This window comes from Suilimivivens sp., assembly GCF_037359455.1.
GTDB lineage: Bacteria > Bacillota > Clostridia > Lachnospirales > Lachnospiraceae > Suilimivivens > Suilimivivens aceti.
Genome location: NZ_JAXXXI010000045.1, coordinates 12,362 through 29,283, shown reverse-complemented (window position 1 = coordinate 29,283; position 16,922 = coordinate 12,362). Strand labels below are relative to the sequence as shown.

General features: G+C 44.7%; 20 protein-coding genes. 7 read left to right on the top strand and 13 right to left on the bottom strand.

The features are described from left to right. The first annotated feature begins 72 nt into the window (after nucleotides 1–72). The 3 genes from WJQ40_RS09325 (at nucleotide 73) to WJQ40_RS09315 (ending at nucleotide 2,404) form a co-directional block, all read left to right on the top strand. Nucleotides 73–1,167 carry a DUF4118 domain-containing protein gene (locus WJQ40_RS09325; protein ID WP_262574141.1) on the top strand — a complete coding sequence of 365 codons (1,095 nt, stop codon included), beginning with the start codon at nucleotides 73–75 and terminating at the stop codon, nucleotides 1,165–1,167. 28 nt (nucleotides 1,168–1,195) lie between these two features. After that, nucleotides 1,196–1,900, top strand: a complete 705-nt coding sequence (locus WJQ40_RS09320; protein WP_118799447.1) for a response regulator — start codon at nucleotides 1,196–1,198, stop codon at nucleotides 1,898–1,900. Between the two features lie 99 nt (nucleotides 1,901–1,999). Beyond that, nucleotides 2,000–2,404: an amino acid-binding protein gene (locus WJQ40_RS09315; protein ID WP_118799481.1), complete on the top strand. Its 405-nt coding sequence runs from the start codon at nucleotides 2,000–2,002 to the stop codon at nucleotides 2,402–2,404. A 103-nt stretch (nucleotides 2,405–2,507) separates the two neighbouring features. Here the strand turns inward: WJQ40_RS09315 and WJQ40_RS09310 are convergent, their stop codons facing one another. Beyond that, the gene (locus tag WJQ40_RS09310; RefSeq protein ID WP_337539559.1) at nucleotides 2,508–3,110 is read right to left on the bottom strand and encodes an N-acetyltransferase family protein; all 603 of its coding nucleotides are present in this window, start codon (nucleotides 3,108–3,110) and stop codon (nucleotides 2,508–2,510) included. Between the two features lie 273 nt (nucleotides 3,111–3,383). On the opposite strand from WJQ40_RS09310, the gene WJQ40_RS09305 reads away from it, so the two are divergent. Further along, nucleotides 3,384–4,193, top strand: a complete 810-nt coding sequence (locus WJQ40_RS09305; RefSeq protein WP_337539557.1) for a sensor histidine kinase — start codon at nucleotides 3,384–3,386, stop codon at nucleotides 4,191–4,193. Here the strand turns inward: WJQ40_RS09305 and WJQ40_RS09300 are convergent. The 3 genes from WJQ40_RS09300 to WJQ40_RS09290 all read right to left on the bottom strand — a co-directional run bounded on the left by WJQ40_RS09300 (nucleotide 4,163) and on the right by WJQ40_RS09290 (nucleotide 6,622). After that, complete coding sequence (locus tag WJQ40_RS09300; RefSeq protein WP_262574146.1) at nucleotides 4,163–4,801, bottom strand: HD-GYP domain-containing protein; 639 nt, start codon at nucleotides 4,799–4,801, stop codon at nucleotides 4,163–4,165. The two genes, WJQ40_RS09305 and WJQ40_RS09300, sit on opposite strands and share 31 nt — an antisense overlap. A gap of 41 nt (nucleotides 4,802–4,842) precedes the next feature. Next, entirely contained in the window at nucleotides 4,843–5,055 is a 213-nt protein-coding gene (locus WJQ40_RS09295; protein ID WP_118799441.1) for a hypothetical protein, read from the bottom strand. Nucleotides 5,056–5,341: 286 nt separating this feature from the next. Continuing rightward, nucleotides 5,342–6,622 carry an IS110 family transposase gene (locus tag WJQ40_RS09290; RefSeq protein ID WP_262574511.1) on the bottom strand — a complete coding sequence of 427 codons (1,281 nt, stop codon included), beginning with the start codon at nucleotides 6,620–6,622 and terminating at the stop codon, nucleotides 5,342–5,344. 405 nt (nucleotides 6,623–7,027) lie between these two features. Here WJQ40_RS09290 and WJQ40_RS09285 point away from each other — a divergent pair, with 405 nt between their 5' ends. Both WJQ40_RS09285 and WJQ40_RS09280 read left to right on the top strand, forming a co-directional pair. Continuing rightward, a complete protein-coding gene (locus tag WJQ40_RS09285) occupies nucleotides 7,028–7,588 on the top strand; it encodes a glucosamine-6-phosphate deaminase (RefSeq protein WP_337403236.1) in 561 nt (186 codons plus the stop codon). A gap of 156 nt (nucleotides 7,589–7,744) precedes the next feature. Continuing rightward, on the top strand, nucleotides 7,745–7,933 hold the full coding sequence (locus WJQ40_RS09280; RefSeq protein WP_337539553.1) for an amidohydrolase family protein: 189 nt from the start codon (nucleotides 7,745–7,747) through the stop codon (nucleotides 7,931–7,933). Here the strand turns inward: WJQ40_RS09280 and WJQ40_RS09275 are convergent. Further along, complete coding sequence (locus WJQ40_RS09275; protein WP_337539552.1) at nucleotides 7,923–8,888, bottom strand: alpha/beta hydrolase; 966 nt, start codon at nucleotides 8,886–8,888, stop codon at nucleotides 7,923–7,925. The two genes, WJQ40_RS09280 and WJQ40_RS09275, sit on opposite strands and share 11 nt — an antisense overlap. Before the next feature lie 224 nt (nucleotides 8,889–9,112). Here WJQ40_RS09275 and pckA point away from each other — a divergent pair, with 224 nt between their 5' ends. Beyond that, a complete protein-coding gene (gene pckA, locus WJQ40_RS09270) occupies nucleotides 9,113–10,717 on the top strand; it encodes a phosphoenolpyruvate carboxykinase (ATP) (protein WP_118799437.1) in 1,605 nt (534 codons plus the stop codon). A 69-nt stretch (nucleotides 10,718–10,786) separates the two neighbouring features. On the opposite strand, the gene WJQ40_RS09265 is transcribed toward pckA, so the two are convergent. From WJQ40_RS09265 to WJQ40_RS09230, 8 genes are all read right to left on the bottom strand, one after another. Further along, on the bottom strand, nucleotides 10,787–11,575 hold the full coding sequence (locus tag WJQ40_RS09265) for an alpha/beta hydrolase (RefSeq protein ID WP_337539549.1): 789 nt from the start codon (nucleotides 11,573–11,575) through the stop codon (nucleotides 10,787–10,789). A 179-nt stretch (nucleotides 11,576–11,754) separates the two neighbouring features. Then, entirely contained in the window at nucleotides 11,755–12,723 is a 969-nt protein-coding gene (fba, locus tag WJQ40_RS09260; protein ID WP_118799436.1) for a class II fructose-1,6-bisphosphate aldolase, read from the bottom strand. A gap of 148 nt (nucleotides 12,724–12,871) precedes the next feature. Continuing rightward, entirely contained in the window at nucleotides 12,872–13,651 is a 780-nt protein-coding gene (locus WJQ40_RS09255) for a hypothetical protein (protein WP_118799435.1), read from the bottom strand. A 35-nt stretch (nucleotides 13,652–13,686) separates the two neighbouring features. Further along, nucleotides 13,687–14,280, bottom strand: coding sequence for a hypothetical protein (locus tag WJQ40_RS09250; RefSeq protein WP_337539545.1), 594 nt, complete (start codon nucleotides 14,278–14,280; stop codon nucleotides 13,687–13,689). Beyond that, a complete protein-coding gene (locus WJQ40_RS09245; RefSeq protein WP_118799433.1) occupies nucleotides 14,258–14,869 on the bottom strand; it encodes a hypothetical protein in 612 nt (203 codons plus the stop codon). The genes WJQ40_RS09250 and WJQ40_RS09245 overlap by 23 nt, the downstream gene beginning before the upstream one ends. 109 nt (nucleotides 14,870–14,978) lie before the next feature. Further along, the gene (locus WJQ40_RS09240; protein ID WP_337539541.1) at nucleotides 14,979–15,587 is read right to left on the bottom strand and encodes a hypothetical protein; all 609 of its coding nucleotides are present in this window, start codon (nucleotides 15,585–15,587) and stop codon (nucleotides 14,979–14,981) included. An 18-nt stretch (nucleotides 15,588–15,605) separates the two neighbouring features. Continuing rightward, complete coding sequence (locus tag WJQ40_RS09235; protein ID WP_337539540.1) at nucleotides 15,606–16,028, bottom strand: helix-turn-helix domain-containing protein; 423 nt, start codon at nucleotides 16,026–16,028, stop codon at nucleotides 15,606–15,608. 3 nt (nucleotides 16,029–16,031) lie between these two features. Next, a complete protein-coding gene (locus tag WJQ40_RS09230) occupies nucleotides 16,032–16,835 on the bottom strand; it encodes a hypothetical protein (RefSeq protein WP_337539538.1) in 804 nt (267 codons plus the stop codon). Between the last annotated feature and the right edge of the window lie 87 nt (nucleotides 16,836–16,922).

Below are 16,922 nucleotides of genomic sequence, written 5' to 3'. Positions count from 1 at the left end.
CTCTTTGTAATCTTTGCAATATCTTAACACCTGAAAATTGCCAGTGCCCTGTAATCGGAGTATAATATTCTTATGGGAAAATTACTGATGATGAAAAGCAGAAAACTATTAAAAAATATTCTGATCACACTGGGACTGACGGCACTGGCCACAAGCATTGCTTTCTGGTTCTTTCACCATGTACCCGAAAATCCAGCCAATATTGCCCTTGTTTACATCACGGCTCTGGTTCTGATAGCACGCTTTACAGATGGTTATCTCTACGGTGTACTGGCATCCCTTGCCGGGGTTATCTTTGTAAACTATCTGTTCACCTATCCTTATTTTGAGCTGAACTTTACACTGACCGGTTATCCCGTTACCTTTTTATTCATGCTGATCATTTCCATAACGATCAGTGCCATGACGTCCCAGATCAAAGATCAGAGCCGGATTCTTGTGGAACGCGAAAAGCTGCTTATGGATGCTGAAAAGGAAAAAATGCGGGCCAATCTGCTGCGAAGCGTATCCCATGATCTGCGCACACCTCTTACCGGCATTATCGGAAACAGCTCCACCTACATAGAAAACTATGATACCCTTTCTGAAGAAGAAAAGCTGAAGCTAGTAAGCCACATCAATGATGACTCCAACTGGCTCCTTAATATGGTAGAAAACCTCCTGTCCGTTACCAGGATCGATGAACGCTCCATGAAGATCGCTACTTCCCTGGAATCGGTAGAGGAGGTCTGTGCGGAGGCGATCCGCAGGCTGAAAAAGCGACTGCCCTCTGCTGATATCCATGTCAGCGTCCCGGAGGAATATCTGCTGATCCCCATGGATGCCATGCTGATCGAGCAGGTCATCATCAATCTTCTTGAAAATGCAGTTGTCCACTCAAAAAGCACTCTGCCCATAGAACTGACCGTCACAGATGACGGTTCCCTTGTTACCTTTCGTGTCAGGGATTATGGTATTGGTATTCCACCAGAACGTCTGGACACTATTTTTAACGGTTCACCCTATACCCCTGAAAATCAGGGAGATACCTACCGTGGTATGGGAATCGGTCTTTCCATCTGCAAGACGATCATAACTGCCCACAGCGGCACAATCGGTGTATGCAACAATGAAAACGGCTGCACCTTTACCTTTACCCTTCCCAAGGAAAGAACAGAAAACGAGTAAAGAATTTTATGAGAAAGGATTTTTCAAAATGACACTGAAATCATCAATTCTTCTGATTGAAGATGAAGAGAATATCCGTTCCTTTATTGCCACTACACTAAAAAATCAGGGATATAAGATCACTACTGCTTCTACCGGCAGGGAAGGACTGCATCTGTCCGCCTCCCTCTGTCCTGATATTATCCTGTTAGATCTCGGGCTCCCGGATCTTGACGGCATGGATGTGATAAAACAGCTCCGCGACTGGGGATCCACTCCTATCATCGTGATCTCTGCCAGAAGCCATGAGCAGGAAAAGGCCAAAGCTCTTGACCTTGGTGCTGATGACTATATCACCAAGCCCTTTGGCACAGTCGAGCTCCTTGCCAGGATCCGCACCTCCCTGCGTCACAGCAGCCAGTCTGGCTCTGACAGCACAATCCATACACCTGTTTACCATCATGGAAACCTGACTCTCGACTTTGAAAAGCACCTTGTCACCCTGAACGGGGAAATGGTACACCTGACCCAGATTGAATTCAAGCTGCTCGGACTCCTTGCCATGAACAGCGGTAAGGTTCTTACCTATTCCTATATCATGGAAAAGATCTGGGGTCCCTACATAGACAATAATAACCAGATTCTCCGGGTAAACATGGCAAATATCCGTCGTAAGATAGAAGAAAATCCTGCTGCCCCGGAGCATGTCTTTACAGAGATCGGCATTGGATACAGAATGGCAGAGTGTGATTAGCACCTGCAGGCTCATGTGGATTCAGACTTTTGACCCTGGCATCGTAATGTGCTATGATATAAATTGCATGGAATCATGCAGAAAGGTATGGAAACCATCATGTTAAAACAAGTTGCTATTTTTGCTGAAAATAAAAAAGGAACCTTTCAGGACATCACCCAGATCCTTCAGAATGCCAATATCAATATTCTTGGCTCTGTTACCAACGACGGACCTGAATACGGGATCATGCGGCTGATCGTATCCGACACGGAAAAGGCTCTCGCCTCCCTGAAAGAGGGTGGCTATCTCTGCCGTTCCAATGATGTTATTGGCGTAGAGCTGGAAGATAAAGTAGGTAATCTGAACCAGCTTCTTCTTTCTCTGGAGGCGGGTAATATCAATGTTGACTATATTTATCTGTGCTTTAACAGAGATACCGGCAAACCTGTCCTGATCCTTCATACCAATGAGATCTTCGAGGTTGAAGAATATCTGAAGGGCAAAGGCTTCATACTTGCTTAAAGTAGAGCTGTACCAAAATATACGACGCAGCAAATTAATCCCAGATGAATCTGTGACTTCTCTGTCAGGTGTTCATCTGGGATTTTATTTTTCTTTCCGTCTGCTATAATTTTGAAAGTATGCTTTCTGCCTCTTCTCTGATCTGCGGAAAATTCTTTGGAAAATCCTGCCCGCTTCTATGCTCTCCAATCATTTTCTCCATCCAGACCATGTGATACCATCTGTCGAATTTGTATCCACAGTTATGAAATTCTCCGACTATGTCATACCCCAGATGTCTGTGAAATTCCACACTGTTTTTAGTCAGATACTCATCCTCTTCCTCCGGATAGGCAATACAGGCATTCAGATTCAGGATTCCCTGCAGCTTCAATACCTCCTCCAGTGCATGGTGCAGTTTTCCGCCAATTCCCATTTTCCTGCAGCTCTGATCCACATAAATAGATGTTTCCACACACCAGTCATAGGCCTCCCTGTCGTGAAAGACACCTACATAGGCATACCCTGCAATCTGACCGTCTACTTCTGCTGCCAGATATGGGTATTTCTCCAGCACATGGCAGATCCTTTCCCGGAATTCCAAAAGAGAAGGAACCACATACTCAAAAGTGATCGCAGTATGTTCTACATAAGGTGCATAAATGGCAAGCAGCTTCTCTGCATCCTCTGGCGAGGCTATCCGGATGTTTACCTTTTTTTCTTCCATAATATTGTCTCCTCCATCCGTTTTCATCCGTTTTTTTCCAATATGCACCTGTATTTTCTGTCTGTCAACAAGGATTTCTGTGCCAAGTCATCTGGTTCTAGCTCAGACACCCGTCAACAATATGCACGATCCGCTGGGCACTTTTGGCTACGTTCAGATCGTGAGTGATCATCACGACTATATTTCCTTTTTGAGACAGAAGTTTGCATCCCTGAACACACCGGTTCAGATCAAAACCGTCAGAGGAATCGGTTATCGTCTGGAGGTCTCAAAATGGTCCGAAAATTACAGCGTCGCTTTATCCTGATCACCATGGTCAGTGTCATTTCCATTTTTATATTGATCCTGGCAGTTCTCAATATTTCTGTCAGCTATTCTGCCATGCAGCGTGGCTATGACACCCTACAGGACTATGCCATGCGGGATACAGCAGACGGCATAAAAGCTCTGGATACTCCTGACAGAAACTGGTTTGATAACATGCGCGTTCTCTATGTTGCCTATGATTCTAAAGGAAATATCGAGGACTTTTCTGCTGGCGGCAATCCAGACATGACAGAAGCTGTTCTCTTGTCCATGGCCTCCAGTGCATTACAGCAGTCTAAAGAAAAAGGACGGCTTGGCTCCTACCTCTATCTGCTTTCCGAGACAGAAGATGGCACCTGCCTATACTTCCTTGACTATGGCATGGAAAAATCCATGTCTCTGCGGCTGCTGCGGATCTGCCTTTATGTTGGACTCCTTGGCATTGTCCTGATCTTTATTCCGGTCTTTTTCCTGTCCAGATGGATCACCAAGCCTGTGCAGACCACCTTTGACAAGCAGAAGCAGTTTATTGCCGATGCTTCCCATGGAGACAAAAAAATACTTCTGGTCCGCAATACAGGAAATGGAATCCCTGCAGAGGACCAGAAGCATATTTTCGAACGTTTCTACAGAAGTGAAGCCTCCCGGAACCGGAAATACGGCGGCTACGGCCTTGGCCTTGCCATTGCAAGCTCTATTGTCACCGTCCACAAAGGACAGCTTACCGTAAAGAGTGATGAAGCTACCTATACTGCCTTCACAGCCACGTTTTTGTGAAGGCAGGCTGTTACCTTGTCAAAATGATCAAGTACATACTGTCCAATGATCGGATCATACATTTTGCCAAGATTTTTCTCTATTTCCTGATAACAGACATCGAATCCCAGCGCCTTCCGATATCTGCGGTTCGATGTCATGGCATCAATGGAATCACAGATTGCAATGATCCTGGCTCCTACCGGGATCTTCTCTCCTTTCAGGCCATCCGGATAGCCCTTCCCGTCAAATCTCTCATGATGATGCAGTACGATATCACTGAACTCTGACAGACTTTGGGACTTGCTGAGGATGCCTGCTCCAATGGCGGAATGGGTCTTCATGATCTCAAATTCCTCATCTGTCAGCCTGCCCTCCTTGTTCAGGATGGCATCCGGTATCCCGATCTTTCCGATATCATGCAGATGCGCCGCAATATGGATCTTCCGTATACCCTTCTTTTTCAGCCCGATCAGTTCACATACCTTCAGCGCCATTTCACTGACTCTCTGTGAATGTCCGGCTGTGTAGGCATCCTTAGCATCCAGTGCCCCTGTGATGCACTCTATGATCTCACGGTACACTTCTTCCTCGTCATCTGTACCTTCGCAGTAATGACATTCTTCCATATCTTTATCCTTTCTGTGTCTATCAGCATTCCTGCTGCTTTTCAGTTTCCTCTCTGATATCTTGCATTATATTCCCGGTTGATCTCTGCGATCTCCTTTTCACCATCAATATATGGCTGATAAAGTTCAAACGGACTTCCACCGCCAAGCCAGCAGCTCGAACAATTCTCACAGCCACCACCACAATCGAGTGACTCCTTTATGATCTGCTCTCTTTCTTCCTTCGTGGTATCTTTGATCAGAATGCTCTTCATACAAATCCCTTTCCTTTCTGTTCCTATTATAAGAATCTCCCCTCTTTTTTACAATATGATTTGCCATTCCATGTTCTTTTTTCCTATTCTTGTGCAATGCTTCCAAATCTATTGTCCTTTCGTCTGGAACTTGCTATGCTCCCATATAGAAGAGAGTTAAATTCTCAGAAAGCAATTTGGTAAATAGTCAAGAAGTATTTTGAAATGCTTTTCATATAAATGGGTAACTTTAATAGACCTACGGCTTGTTTTTCAAAAAAGACGTAAGTTAGGAATTCGATATGGATTACCTACTCTTTTCCGGAGAGTAGAGTTGGCCTTTGTCCAGCAGACCAAAGAGCAGACGTATAAATTTACGGGAAGTCAACGCGAGTGCTCGTTTATGCTGATGTGTTCTTGTTTCAGCATATTTCTTCTCATAGAAAGCTCGATATTCAGGACAGTGCCTTATAACACTTCCAGTAGCTTCTATGATGTAGTAGCGCAGATATCTGTTGCCAGCTTTGCTCATGTGTTTGTCCTCAGCGACAAAGTCACCGGAGTCATTATCGTTCCAAACGATGCCGCAGTATTTGGCAAGAGCATTGGCATTAGGAAAAGCCTTTATGGAACCCATTTCAGCTAAGATACCAGCGGAATAAACTTTACCGATTCCAGGTATGGAATTCAGTACAGTATACTCGTCAGGGTTTAATCCCTGAACTGTTTGAAGAATTGCTTTATCAATCGCTTTCAGCTCTCTTTCAAAGGAACTGATGCAGTTAAAGGAAGACGCGATTGAAATAGTAAGTGGCTCATAAAGACATTTATCGAGTCTGTATGAGTTGCGCGCTGCAGCCTGTAGAATTTTGGCTGTTTCTTCTGGATCAGCAATACGACCTTTGCTTTTTGAATTGATAAAAGAGACAAGGTCTTCTAACGAAGAGTTCACGATATCTTCATTGGTTGTGTACTCAGTAAGAATGGCTTCAGCAGTTGCACCATATTTGTTAGCGAATGGATGTTTTCCATCGCGAAGTAAAGCGTATTCACTGAACTTCAGATAAATGTTGTTTAGCATGTAGGTCTTTTCGCTTGCAATACATTCAGTGATATGCATGCGGTGTCTGGTAAGGCGCTGCAAAGCAAGGTATTGGGAACCACGCCACGGCTTGATTGCAATACGTCCGACACGGGCGAAATCAGCAATCACATAAGAGTCAATGCCATCATTCTTTCCAATGTCATTAAAAGACTTTTTATAGTTCTTAACTTCCTTGGGATTAAGGCAATAAACTCTGACAGAGAATGGAGCTAGTAAGTCGCTGGCAGAAAGATAATTCGCCAGATGCACTCCATAGAAGCCGGTAGCTTCCATACCGATAACAACGTATTTGAACTGATGGTTGTGTTCTAACACATCAGAAATCATCTGTTCAATAAGTCCCGCACCTTCTTGAGTGTTCTCTACAGGTTTCATTTTGATGTAGAACTGCTCATTAAAATCAAGTGCAGAGACGACATGAACACGGGATGCAATATCAATCCCGACAAACAGTGTTGTAAGGTAATCAATATGTTCTTTCACGGATCATCACCACCTTTCAATACAGAATGAAGAAAAGTAATCATGGTTTATCCCAGATCACTACGCCACCCTAAACCTCGCGTTATGAGCATTACCTGGCAGAAATACCCTGCTGGTGGCTAGATACCAGGATGCAGCATTTGTGTAATAAGTCTTAGCGTAGCATTAGGGCTGCATGCTTTCTTGGCAATAGTAAAAACTTTGCTGGAGTGATGAAGCAGTGACCATAGCTACAGTTCTTATAGAACTTATTGTAACATCTGGGACCATGACTATAAAGTAACTTATTAACTATGTGGGTATAAAAGGATGTCCAACAATTCATCCATACCTACATCATAAAAAATAAGTCTATAGCCTCTGAATGAGAGGTCTATAAACTTATAATACGAGGTGTGTATCCATATGAAAATTATTAAAACAAAAGATTATGAACATATGAGCCGTGTCACAGCTAATCTTTTGTCAGCACAGGTTATTATGAAGCCTGACTGCGTTCTTGGACTGGCTACCGGCTCCACTCCCGTTGGTGCCTACAAACAGCTTGTCCAGTGGTTCCAGAAGGGAGATCTTGATTTTTCTGAGGTTACTTCAGTCAATCTGGATGAATATAAAGGTCTTTCCCCTGAAAATGATCAGAGCTACCGCTACTTTATGAATCATAACTTATTTGATCATATCAATATTAGAAAAGACCATACTTTCGTACCGAATGGACTTGAGCCTGATGCTGAAAAGGCCTGTGATGATTACAATAAGATCATCCATGACCTTGGTGGCATAGATCTTCAGCTTCTCGGTCTTGGAAACAACGGACATATCGGCTTTAACGAGCCTTCGTCCTCATTTGAAAAGGAAACCTTCTTTGGATCTATCACTCCACAGGTACCAGCTTCCGTACTACAGCTCCACAGCGACGTTACTGTTGTCGGAGATGAAGCCGCACTTTCAATGCTCCCCCATTGACGTTGAAAATGAAGCACAGCTTATTGCTTACCAGTTATTTTTTGTAACTTCCCTTTATCCGCCGCAAGGCGGACCACACACAAAAAGGAGGATCTTCACTTTCACGGCTACGTAGGCAGTGATATCAGTGACCACGACCTTGAAGGCATCCGGAAGATGGCTGCCTATGAATTAAAAAGCGGTATCACAGCAATCTGCCCTGCTACCATCAATCCTGCCAGAGCGCTTGGCATAGAAAAAGCACACGGTCAGATTACTGAGGGTGCGCTTTCCAATCTGCTGATCCTGGATCAGGATCTGAACATTAAAGATATTATTTTCGAGGGTCAGGTACTCAGCCTGTAGTTTCCTCATTTATCAGCCCTTCTGCAAAGCTGAGAATTGCCTGTACATAATCGTTTGTTGCTGCCAGGGAGCAGACCGCATGGTCTGCTCCCTGTACTGTCAGGCGCTTTTTTCTGCTCCTGCAGGCACCGTACAGGCTTTCACACATAACATAGGGTACGACACTGTCCTTATCCCCATGGATAAAAAGAACCGGCAGCTTACCTGTTTCTACCCCTTCTATCGCTGAGGTTTCTTCCATATTAAAATGTCCGTACATTCTGGCTCCAAGCCTCACCAGTGGATACGTTGGCCACATGGGAAAATGCAGCTCTCTGATATTCTTCTTTATAATATCCTCCGGTGAGGTATAACCACAGTCTGCTATGATCCCTTTTACATTTACAGGCAGCTCTTCTGTCTCTGCCATCATCACCGTAGCTGCTCCCATGGACACCCCGGCAAGAAGTATTGTCTTTTCCTGGAAACGCTCTGCCAGATGCTCTGCCCATTTTCTGACATCCTTTTTCTCCCGGATACCAAAGGTAATGGTTCTGTCACTGCTTTCCCCATGAGAACGCTGCTCTGCCACAAAGAGTGAATATCCTTCCTTCCGAAACAACTGGAAAAATCCAAAGCCATCCCACTGATAGCCTCCATGATAACCATGAAAGAACAGGATCAGGGGCTTTCCTGTCTCTCCCTCATACAGCCTTCCCTGCAGGGTCAGATCATCCTCTGCCCGGATCGTAAGCTTCTCAAAGGGCATTCTGTCCATTAAAAGGCAGCTTTCCTTAAGCCGCTCTGTCCACGGTGCATACATCCGGCTCTCCGGCAGCTTTCCCGGTGCCAGTCTCTTCTTCTGCGGATAGCAGAAAATAATCCTGTACAGCACATAAGATGCCAGAATACCTGCCACTGCCGGCAGCAGGATCAGTATCAATGTCAATATTCCAGCCGTCATGGCTCTGCCCATTTTCAGACCTCCCTGCTTCCTGCTTTTTCTTTGTTCTTTTTATTTTATCAGTTTCTTTTCTCATTATCAATCTATTGTAGGCATAAAGTACTATGATGTTAAATATTCTCCCGGTAAAAACGCAGTAAAAAAGTGAAGTTTTGGTTGATTTTGTCGGCTAAATATGTATAATTATTAGCAGGATATTTTATGATATTACTATATTAAAGAAAGAGGTCAGAAAAATGGCAGAAATCGATTTAAGCAAGTATGGCATTTCCGGAGTTACGGAAATCGTTCACAATCCTTCTTACGAAATGTTATTCGAGGAAGAAACCAAACCTGAACTGGAAGGTTACGAAAAAGGTCAGGTCAGCGAACTTGGCGCTGTTAATGTAATGACCGGTATCTATACAGGTCGTTCCCCTAAAGACAAATACATCGTTGTAGATGAGAATTCCAAGGATACTGTATGGTGGACATCCGATGAGTACAAGAACGACAACCATCCTATGACAGAGGCTACATGGGCAGCTGTTAAGGATATCGCTAAGAAAGAGCTCTCCAACAAGAGACTTTTCGTAGTAGATGCTTTCTGTGGCGCTAATAAGGATACCCGTATGGCAATCCGTTTCATTGTTGAGGTTGCTTGGCAGGCTCACTTTGTTACCAATATGTTCATCAAGCCTACAGCTGAAGAGCTGAAGGACTTCGAGCCTGATTTCGTTGTTTACAACGCTTCCAAGGCTAAGGTTGAGAACTTCAAGGAGCTCGGTCTGAACTCCGAAACCTGCGTTGCTTTCAATATCACAAGCCGCGAGCAGGTTATTGTTAATACATGGTACGGCGGAGAAATGAAGAAGGGTATGTTCTCTATGATGAACTACTATCTGCCTCTGAAGGGCATGGCTTCCATGCACTGCTCTGCCAACACAGATATGGATGGCAAGAACACAGCTATCTTCTTCGGTCTTTCCGGAACAGGTAAGACAACCCTTTCCACAGATCCTAAGCGTCTCCTGATCGGTGATGACGAGCACGGCTGGGATGACAACGGCGTATTCAACTTCGAAGGTGGATGCTACGCTAAGGTTATCAACCTGGATAAGGATTCTGAGCCTGATATCTACAATGCAATCAAGCGCAACGCTCTTCTTGAGAATGTAACTCTTGATGCTGCAGGCAAAATTGATTTCGCAGATAAGAGCGTAACCGAGAATACTCGTGTATCTTATCCTATCAATCATATTAAAAACATTGTACGTCCTATCTCTTCCGCACCGGCAGCTAAGAACGTAATCTTCCTGTCCGCAGATGCTTTCGGCGTACTTCCTCCGGTATCTGCTCTGACACCTGATCAGACACAGTACTATTTCCTGTCAGGATTCACAGCTAAGCTGGCTGGTACAGAGCGTGGAATCACAGAGCCTACTCCTACCTTCTCTGCTTGCTTTGGACAGGCATTCCTTGAGCTGCATCCTACAAAGTATGCAGAAGAGCTCGTTAAGAAGATGGAGAAGAGCGGCGCTAAGGCTTATCTTGTAAACACAGGATGGAACGGAACTGGCAAGCGTATCTCCATTAAGGATACCCGTGGAATCATTGATGCAATCCTTAACGGTGACATCGTAAACGCTCCTACCAAGAAGATCCCTTACTTCAACTTCGAAGTACCTACAGCTCTTCCTGGAGTAGATCCTGCTATCCTTGATCCTCGTGATACTTATGCAGATGCTTCCGAATGGGAAACAAAGGCTAAGGATCTTGCACAGAGATTCATCAAGAACTTCGCTAAATACGAAGGAAACGATGCTGGTAAGGCACTTGTTGCTGCAGGTCCTCAGTTATAATTGATCCGCTGATAAAGCGTATTCTAATGAAAAGAACCGGATGTGGTTTTCCACATCCGGTTTTCTTTTTTATTCTTTCGGAATACAGATCTCTTCTATCGTCCTGACCCATTCTTCCTTATGACAGGCCAGAAGCTCTTCATGCTTCATATTAAATTCGTGCAGCACCGGCTTCGCAAAATGCTGATAGTAACGTTTTCTGTACTTTTCTCCCATCTGCAGGGCATATATGATATGGATCTCTCCATGCTTTGGTGAAATATGATCTGACAGGGGTGTTATCATATCCGATGCAAACTGCCTCTCCACACTTTCTCTGCTGATAAAGGAAAGACACTTTCCCTCCGGTGTCTTCATCATATTCACGAAGGTTTTCTCATACCCACTTCCATTTTCCATGATTTTCTTCATTTTCTTCTGCATGAATTTCTGCTTGAACTGCCCATCATGGATAAAGGGATAAAGAAGCGGCATGGCAATCTTACAAAGCAGTTTTGTTTTGAAGGCACCTGCCTGATCCAGATCTGAGCCGCCAAGAATGCCATAATCCATCTGGATATTTTCTCTGGCAGCCAACAGCCCTACGAAAGAACCACCAAGAGAGCAGCCATAAACAGCCCTTATATGACCACCATGCTTTTCCTTAATATAGTTTTCAATCTTTGTCGTTTCCTCCAGCATGGAAGGAAATTCAGTGTCCTCGGTGTCATCAAAGCCATCATAGGATACACAACATACATAAAAGTTCTTCTGCAGTGGCTCAATCACATGCCCGAAATTGGATCTCCAATAACAGCACGTACCCGGCAGCAACAGGATCGCAGGCTTCTGCTTATCTCCAAACTCATATACTTTCATCTCACACTGTCCTTCTTTCGTTCTGAAATTACTCTGTATCCTTATTGTAGCATTTCTGCACAGGAACGAAATGAGAGATTTTCTCAGTATGATTTCCTATGGCACGCAAAAAGGCGTCTGCCATAAGCAGACGCCTCATGTTATCTTTAGTAGTTGTTATCTTTTCAGATTCCGATTCTTTAGGCCTTTCCGTTAGAACCAAGAACATTAACGATCTTGTGAGCAACCATTTCCTTAACAGCCTGTCTTGCGGGCTTTAAGTACTGACGAGGATCGAAATGATCAGGATGCTCTGCAAAATACTTACGGATAGTACCTGTCATAGCAAGACGAATATCGGAGTCGATATTGATCTTACATACAGCAAGCTGAGCTGCCTTACGAAGCTGCTCTTCCGGAATACCTACTGCATCAGGCATATTTCCACCGTACTGGTTAACCATCTTAACGAATTCCTGAGGAACGGAAGATGAACCATGAAGAACGATCGGGAATCCAGGAAGTCTCTTAATGCACTCCTCAAGAACGTCGAAACGAAGCGGAGGGGGAACAAGAATACCATCAGCATTTCTTGTACACTGATCAGCTGTAAACTTGTATGCACCATGAGAAGTACCGATTGCGATTGCAAGAGAGTCACAGCCTGTTCTATCAACGAACTCTTCTACTTCTTCAGGACGTGTATAAGCTTCATTACCAGACTCTACACAAACTTCATCTTCGATACCAGCCAGAGTACCAAGCTCTGCCTCTACTACAACGCCGTGAGCATGTGCATACTCAACAACCTGCTTGGTCAGTGCAATGTTTTCCTCAAAAGACTTGGAAGAAGCATCGATCATAACGGATGTGAATCCACCATCGATACAGGATTTACATAATTCAAAGGAATCACCATGATCCAAGTGAAGTGCGATCGGGATCTGAGGGTTCTCGATAACTGCTGCCTCAACTAACTTAACCAGATAAGTGTGGTTAGCGTAAGCACGAGCTCCCTTGGATACCTGAAGGATAACAGGGCTGTTCAGTTCGCCTGCTGCTTCAGTAATACCCTGAACGATTTCCATGTTGTTTACGTTGAAAGCACCGATTGCGTATCCGCCGTCATATGCCTTCTTGAACATTTCTGTTGTTGTTACTAATGACATAACTTTACATCCTTTCTATTGAATTTTTTATAGCTTTTTATCTTGCTAAAATCCAACTCCTATTTTAACAGCCAACCCTCCGAAAAACAACATTTTTATTATAAATTTTCATTTTCTTCGGGATTTTATTCCTTTCTTCCCTGTTTTCTTACACCTGAAGGCTGAATTTCCCGTTTTCTGCTCCTTCTTTCTGCAGGAAAAGCCGGATATTTTGATAAAGTTTCTCAAAATCAGCATCCATTTCCACAGGTTCTGTACCGGTATCTGTCTCTTCCTTTCCAGCTGTCGTCTCTTCTGTCCTGTCTGTCTGATCTGCGCTGCCTGCGGCTTCCTGCACCTGATCTGTTTCTCTGTCCTGCCTGTCCGCTACTTCCTGTGCCCGCTTCTCCTGCTCCTCCCCCTCTGTAGGGAGATCATGATATTCTGCTGATTTTGTAAATCTGGCATGGGCATCTGCGATCAGGCACACCTCATTATTTAACTGGTTCATCAGCTCAACTTTTTTATGCTTCGGAATATAGGGATTGTTTGCAATCTCCTTGGCCCTGGCTGCGAAATTCCCCATCCGGTTCATTTTCAGCTTTTCCACATCTTCCTTTGTCCTGCAGTTTTTCAGCTGTTTCTCATACTGCTTCTTTTCTGCCTGTGCACGCTCATATTCTGCCAGGGCTTCCGGATCCTTTTCCTTCAGCCTCTGGATCTCTTCTTCCGTCAGCGTACCTCCGCTTTTCAGCTTGGTATAAATCTGGCTGTAGCTGTCAGATTCCCGGATCTTGTCCATCTGATCCTGATAATTCTGCCATTCCCGCTCTTCTGCAGTCAGTTCCTTATCCTCTTTCTTTCCGGCTGCCATATCTGTCTTTTTCTTCTGCCATTTCTGATCCAGCATCTGCAGCTGCACCTGGCTGCGTATGGTTCCTGTAAGCATATCTCTCCCTCCCTGTCTCTCTGCTGTTCCTCATTTCAGGCTTCTGCACTGAATGTCGGCATGGCATCCAGTACCTCCTGCAATGGACTCCAGCCTGTCAGATCAAAATCGTCCTCTGTATCCATATCCTTTTCATCTGATTCCTTAAAAGGGTTTTTCGTCTGCTTCTTCTTTGCTTTCTCCGCTTCGTCTATGGTATTTGGCAGTCTGCTGTAGGCTCCTGATCTGCGGAATTCTGTGGAAACATTGCTGACAGCAGCTGTCAGGTATTCCTTTGCCGGATCTTTGTCAGAAATACTGCTGTAAGCAGTTGATACGATCGCATCTGCCTCTTCTTTACTTTTCGCTCTCTTAAGCTGTTCCTTCAGCCCCTCTGCCATCTGCTGTACCCTGACTGCTGTCAGATACAGCTCTGTATTATACCGCCTAAGGAAATCCATTTCCTCTCCGGTCAGCTTCTTACCGGCTTTCAGCTTTGCTATGATCCTGGCCTCCATGCGTCTCTTTTCATCCTCTGACATTTCAGTCTTGGATTCTGTTTCTGTCAGCATCTGGAACACGTAGCCAGCCAGCTCCCTTTTGGAAGAAATTACTGTTTTTTCCTGTTTATTCTGCATCAGCACTTCCATCTGCCATCTCTCCTTCTCCTGACGGAATCTCCATCACAATCTCATACCGCTCCGGTCCTGCTGCCTGTCCACCGTTTTCTGACATGGATCTCCCTTCTGTTTTTTTCTCATCCTCAGTCAGCGCCTTTTTGTATTTCTTATGCTTCTTCGCAAGCATCCCTGCCTGCTTTGCCATCTGATACAGGTCACTGGAATAATCAAGCAGCGTCTGTTCATCCTTTGGTGGTACATGTCCGCCCTTTGCAATCCTTCTGGCTATTTCCATCGCTTTGGTCTGATCATTTGTTCTATCCTGCATGGTCTTTGATGATCTCTCCGCTGCCTGTTGATCCTTCTTCATAATCCACTCTGCATTCATCTCATCCTGCAGTTCCTGCCACTGATCCCGGAGCTTTTCCAGCGCCTCTCTGGCTTCATCTGAAATGGAAATCCTGACCCCGTCTTCCTCAATATACCCATCCCGGACTGCATGTACATATTTCGTATAATCTGCCGTCAGGGAAACCTTTTTTGTCTGCTGCCCCTGCTGGTTCTGCTCCTTATCTGTCACCTTCTGCAGATAAACAGAAGACGCCCCCACAACCTGCATATCACTCTCTCCCCATATTTAGATATGTTTTCTGTCTGTCATTCCTGCTGCCTGTTATGTCGGCAGTTTTCTTTTCCTGATTCCTGTCTTTGCCTGTTATGTCGGCAGTTTACACATTCTGATAACCACCGCAATAAGGACATCTGCTGGAATATCCTGTTGCAGCCTGATAACTTGCACTGCAGTTTTTGCAGGTCACTGCCACCATTTTCAGCTTTTCAGGCTCAAGGGGCTTATCATCCATCAGCTCTGCTTCACCTGGAATCACCTCATCCCTTACAGATGCCGGATCAAAGTTGAATTTTCCCTGATATTCATAAATGGTAATGGTCATACCAATGGGATATTCTCCACTTCCTCTTGCAAAGCCTGTAGGGATCACTGCCTCCCGTTCCACCTGATCTACATCAAAATAACGTACCTTCGTGTTCACCGGATATCTGCCATTTACCGTATAAGAGGTATTCTCCACATAACCGTAGATCTTAGCCTCGTATCTGATTCCATGGGTTCTGATCTTCCGCTTACGTGAATAACTGATCAGAACGGCAATGATGAATCCGGCTCCAAGTACCACAAATAATAGTGGTATCGCCACGAATGCCATAAATGGCATACCTGTAAGCCTGGCCATACTTCCCATAATAAGAGCAATCGTTCCTCCTATCGCCGCAAAAAATGCTCCTATAACAATCAGAATTTTCTGTGCTGCATTCATAGCTTCCCATCTTCTTTCCTACTGTCCTGTTCTGATCTTATGTACCATCCCCATAAAATCCTTCTCTTTGAGAATGGCGATTCCCTGTGCTTCATCTCCGAGAACAATCAGATTATCTCCCGGTTCTATCCGGAAAATTTTTCTGGCCTTTGCAGGAATCACGATCTGTCCCTTGTCTCCTACCTTTACCATGCCAAAGATATGCTTTCCCTTTGGCGGCACACCAACTCCAAACTCATTTTCATCCTTTTCATAGTTCACAAGATCATCCAGCGATACCTGAAAAATATCAGCCAGCTTCTTGCATTTCTGAATATCCGGAACAGCTTCTCCCGTCTCATATTTGGACAGGGTCTGTCTGCTGATGCCTACCTTCTCTGCCAGTTCTTCCTGAGACAGTCCGTTCAGCTTCCGGAGAGAAATCAGATTCTCCTGAAACATCCTTTATACTCCCTGATCTACTGCAGCACCCTTCACATCATCTTCCACCAGGCTCATCTTATTCATCAGAGTCTTAATAGCCTGCTGTGCATCGGATACTGTATTTCCTGCATTTTCCATTTCCTTAGCAGCCTCCAGAATATCCTCTGTGAGCTTCTCCTGCTCCTTCCTGTCCTCTTTTCTGGCTTCGATCTGCTCTTCCAGCTCTTCCTTCTTCTCTTTTGCCTCTTCGGCCTTCTTCTTTTCCTCTTCCAGCTTTTCGTCGATATGCTGCTTACCCTCGGCGATCAGATCTCCAAGGATTTCATCACTGGCCGCTTCCAGCACGGAATCTGCCTGCTCTCTGGCCTTTACCATGGGATCGGATTTCAGCTGCTCAATCTTTGACTGTCTGACCACTGCATTCTCCATCTGGATCTCATCTTCTGTATCAGAAATCAGCTCTGCATAGGACTTTACCTGCTCATCCAGATTTTTCACCTCGTCACTGTCTGCTGCATAGCCCTGTTCTAACAGCTTTTCTCTCTGATCCTGCAGATCCTTCATAGCCGCCCTATTTTCGCCGCTCTCCTTCTGCAGAGTACGGACCTTTTCCCTGCGCTCGTTCAGATCGTCATCTATCTTCTTATCACCAGAAAAAGCATCCCCAATGATCTTCATGGCTTTCTTCTGCGCCTGTGCCTTTTTGGCTGCAATGGAATCTGAGGCCATGGCTGTGCCACGTCCGTCAATGGTTTTATTTTCTTCACTATGTTTTCTTTGAACCGCGTTATTTCCCATATAAAAGGAAATGTTCTTTACTCTCATGCCCAATTTCTCCCACAACCTGCGTTCTGCAACTTCAACCTTTTCATAAAAAAAGGAAATGTTCCTGTTAAAGATATCGGATCATTT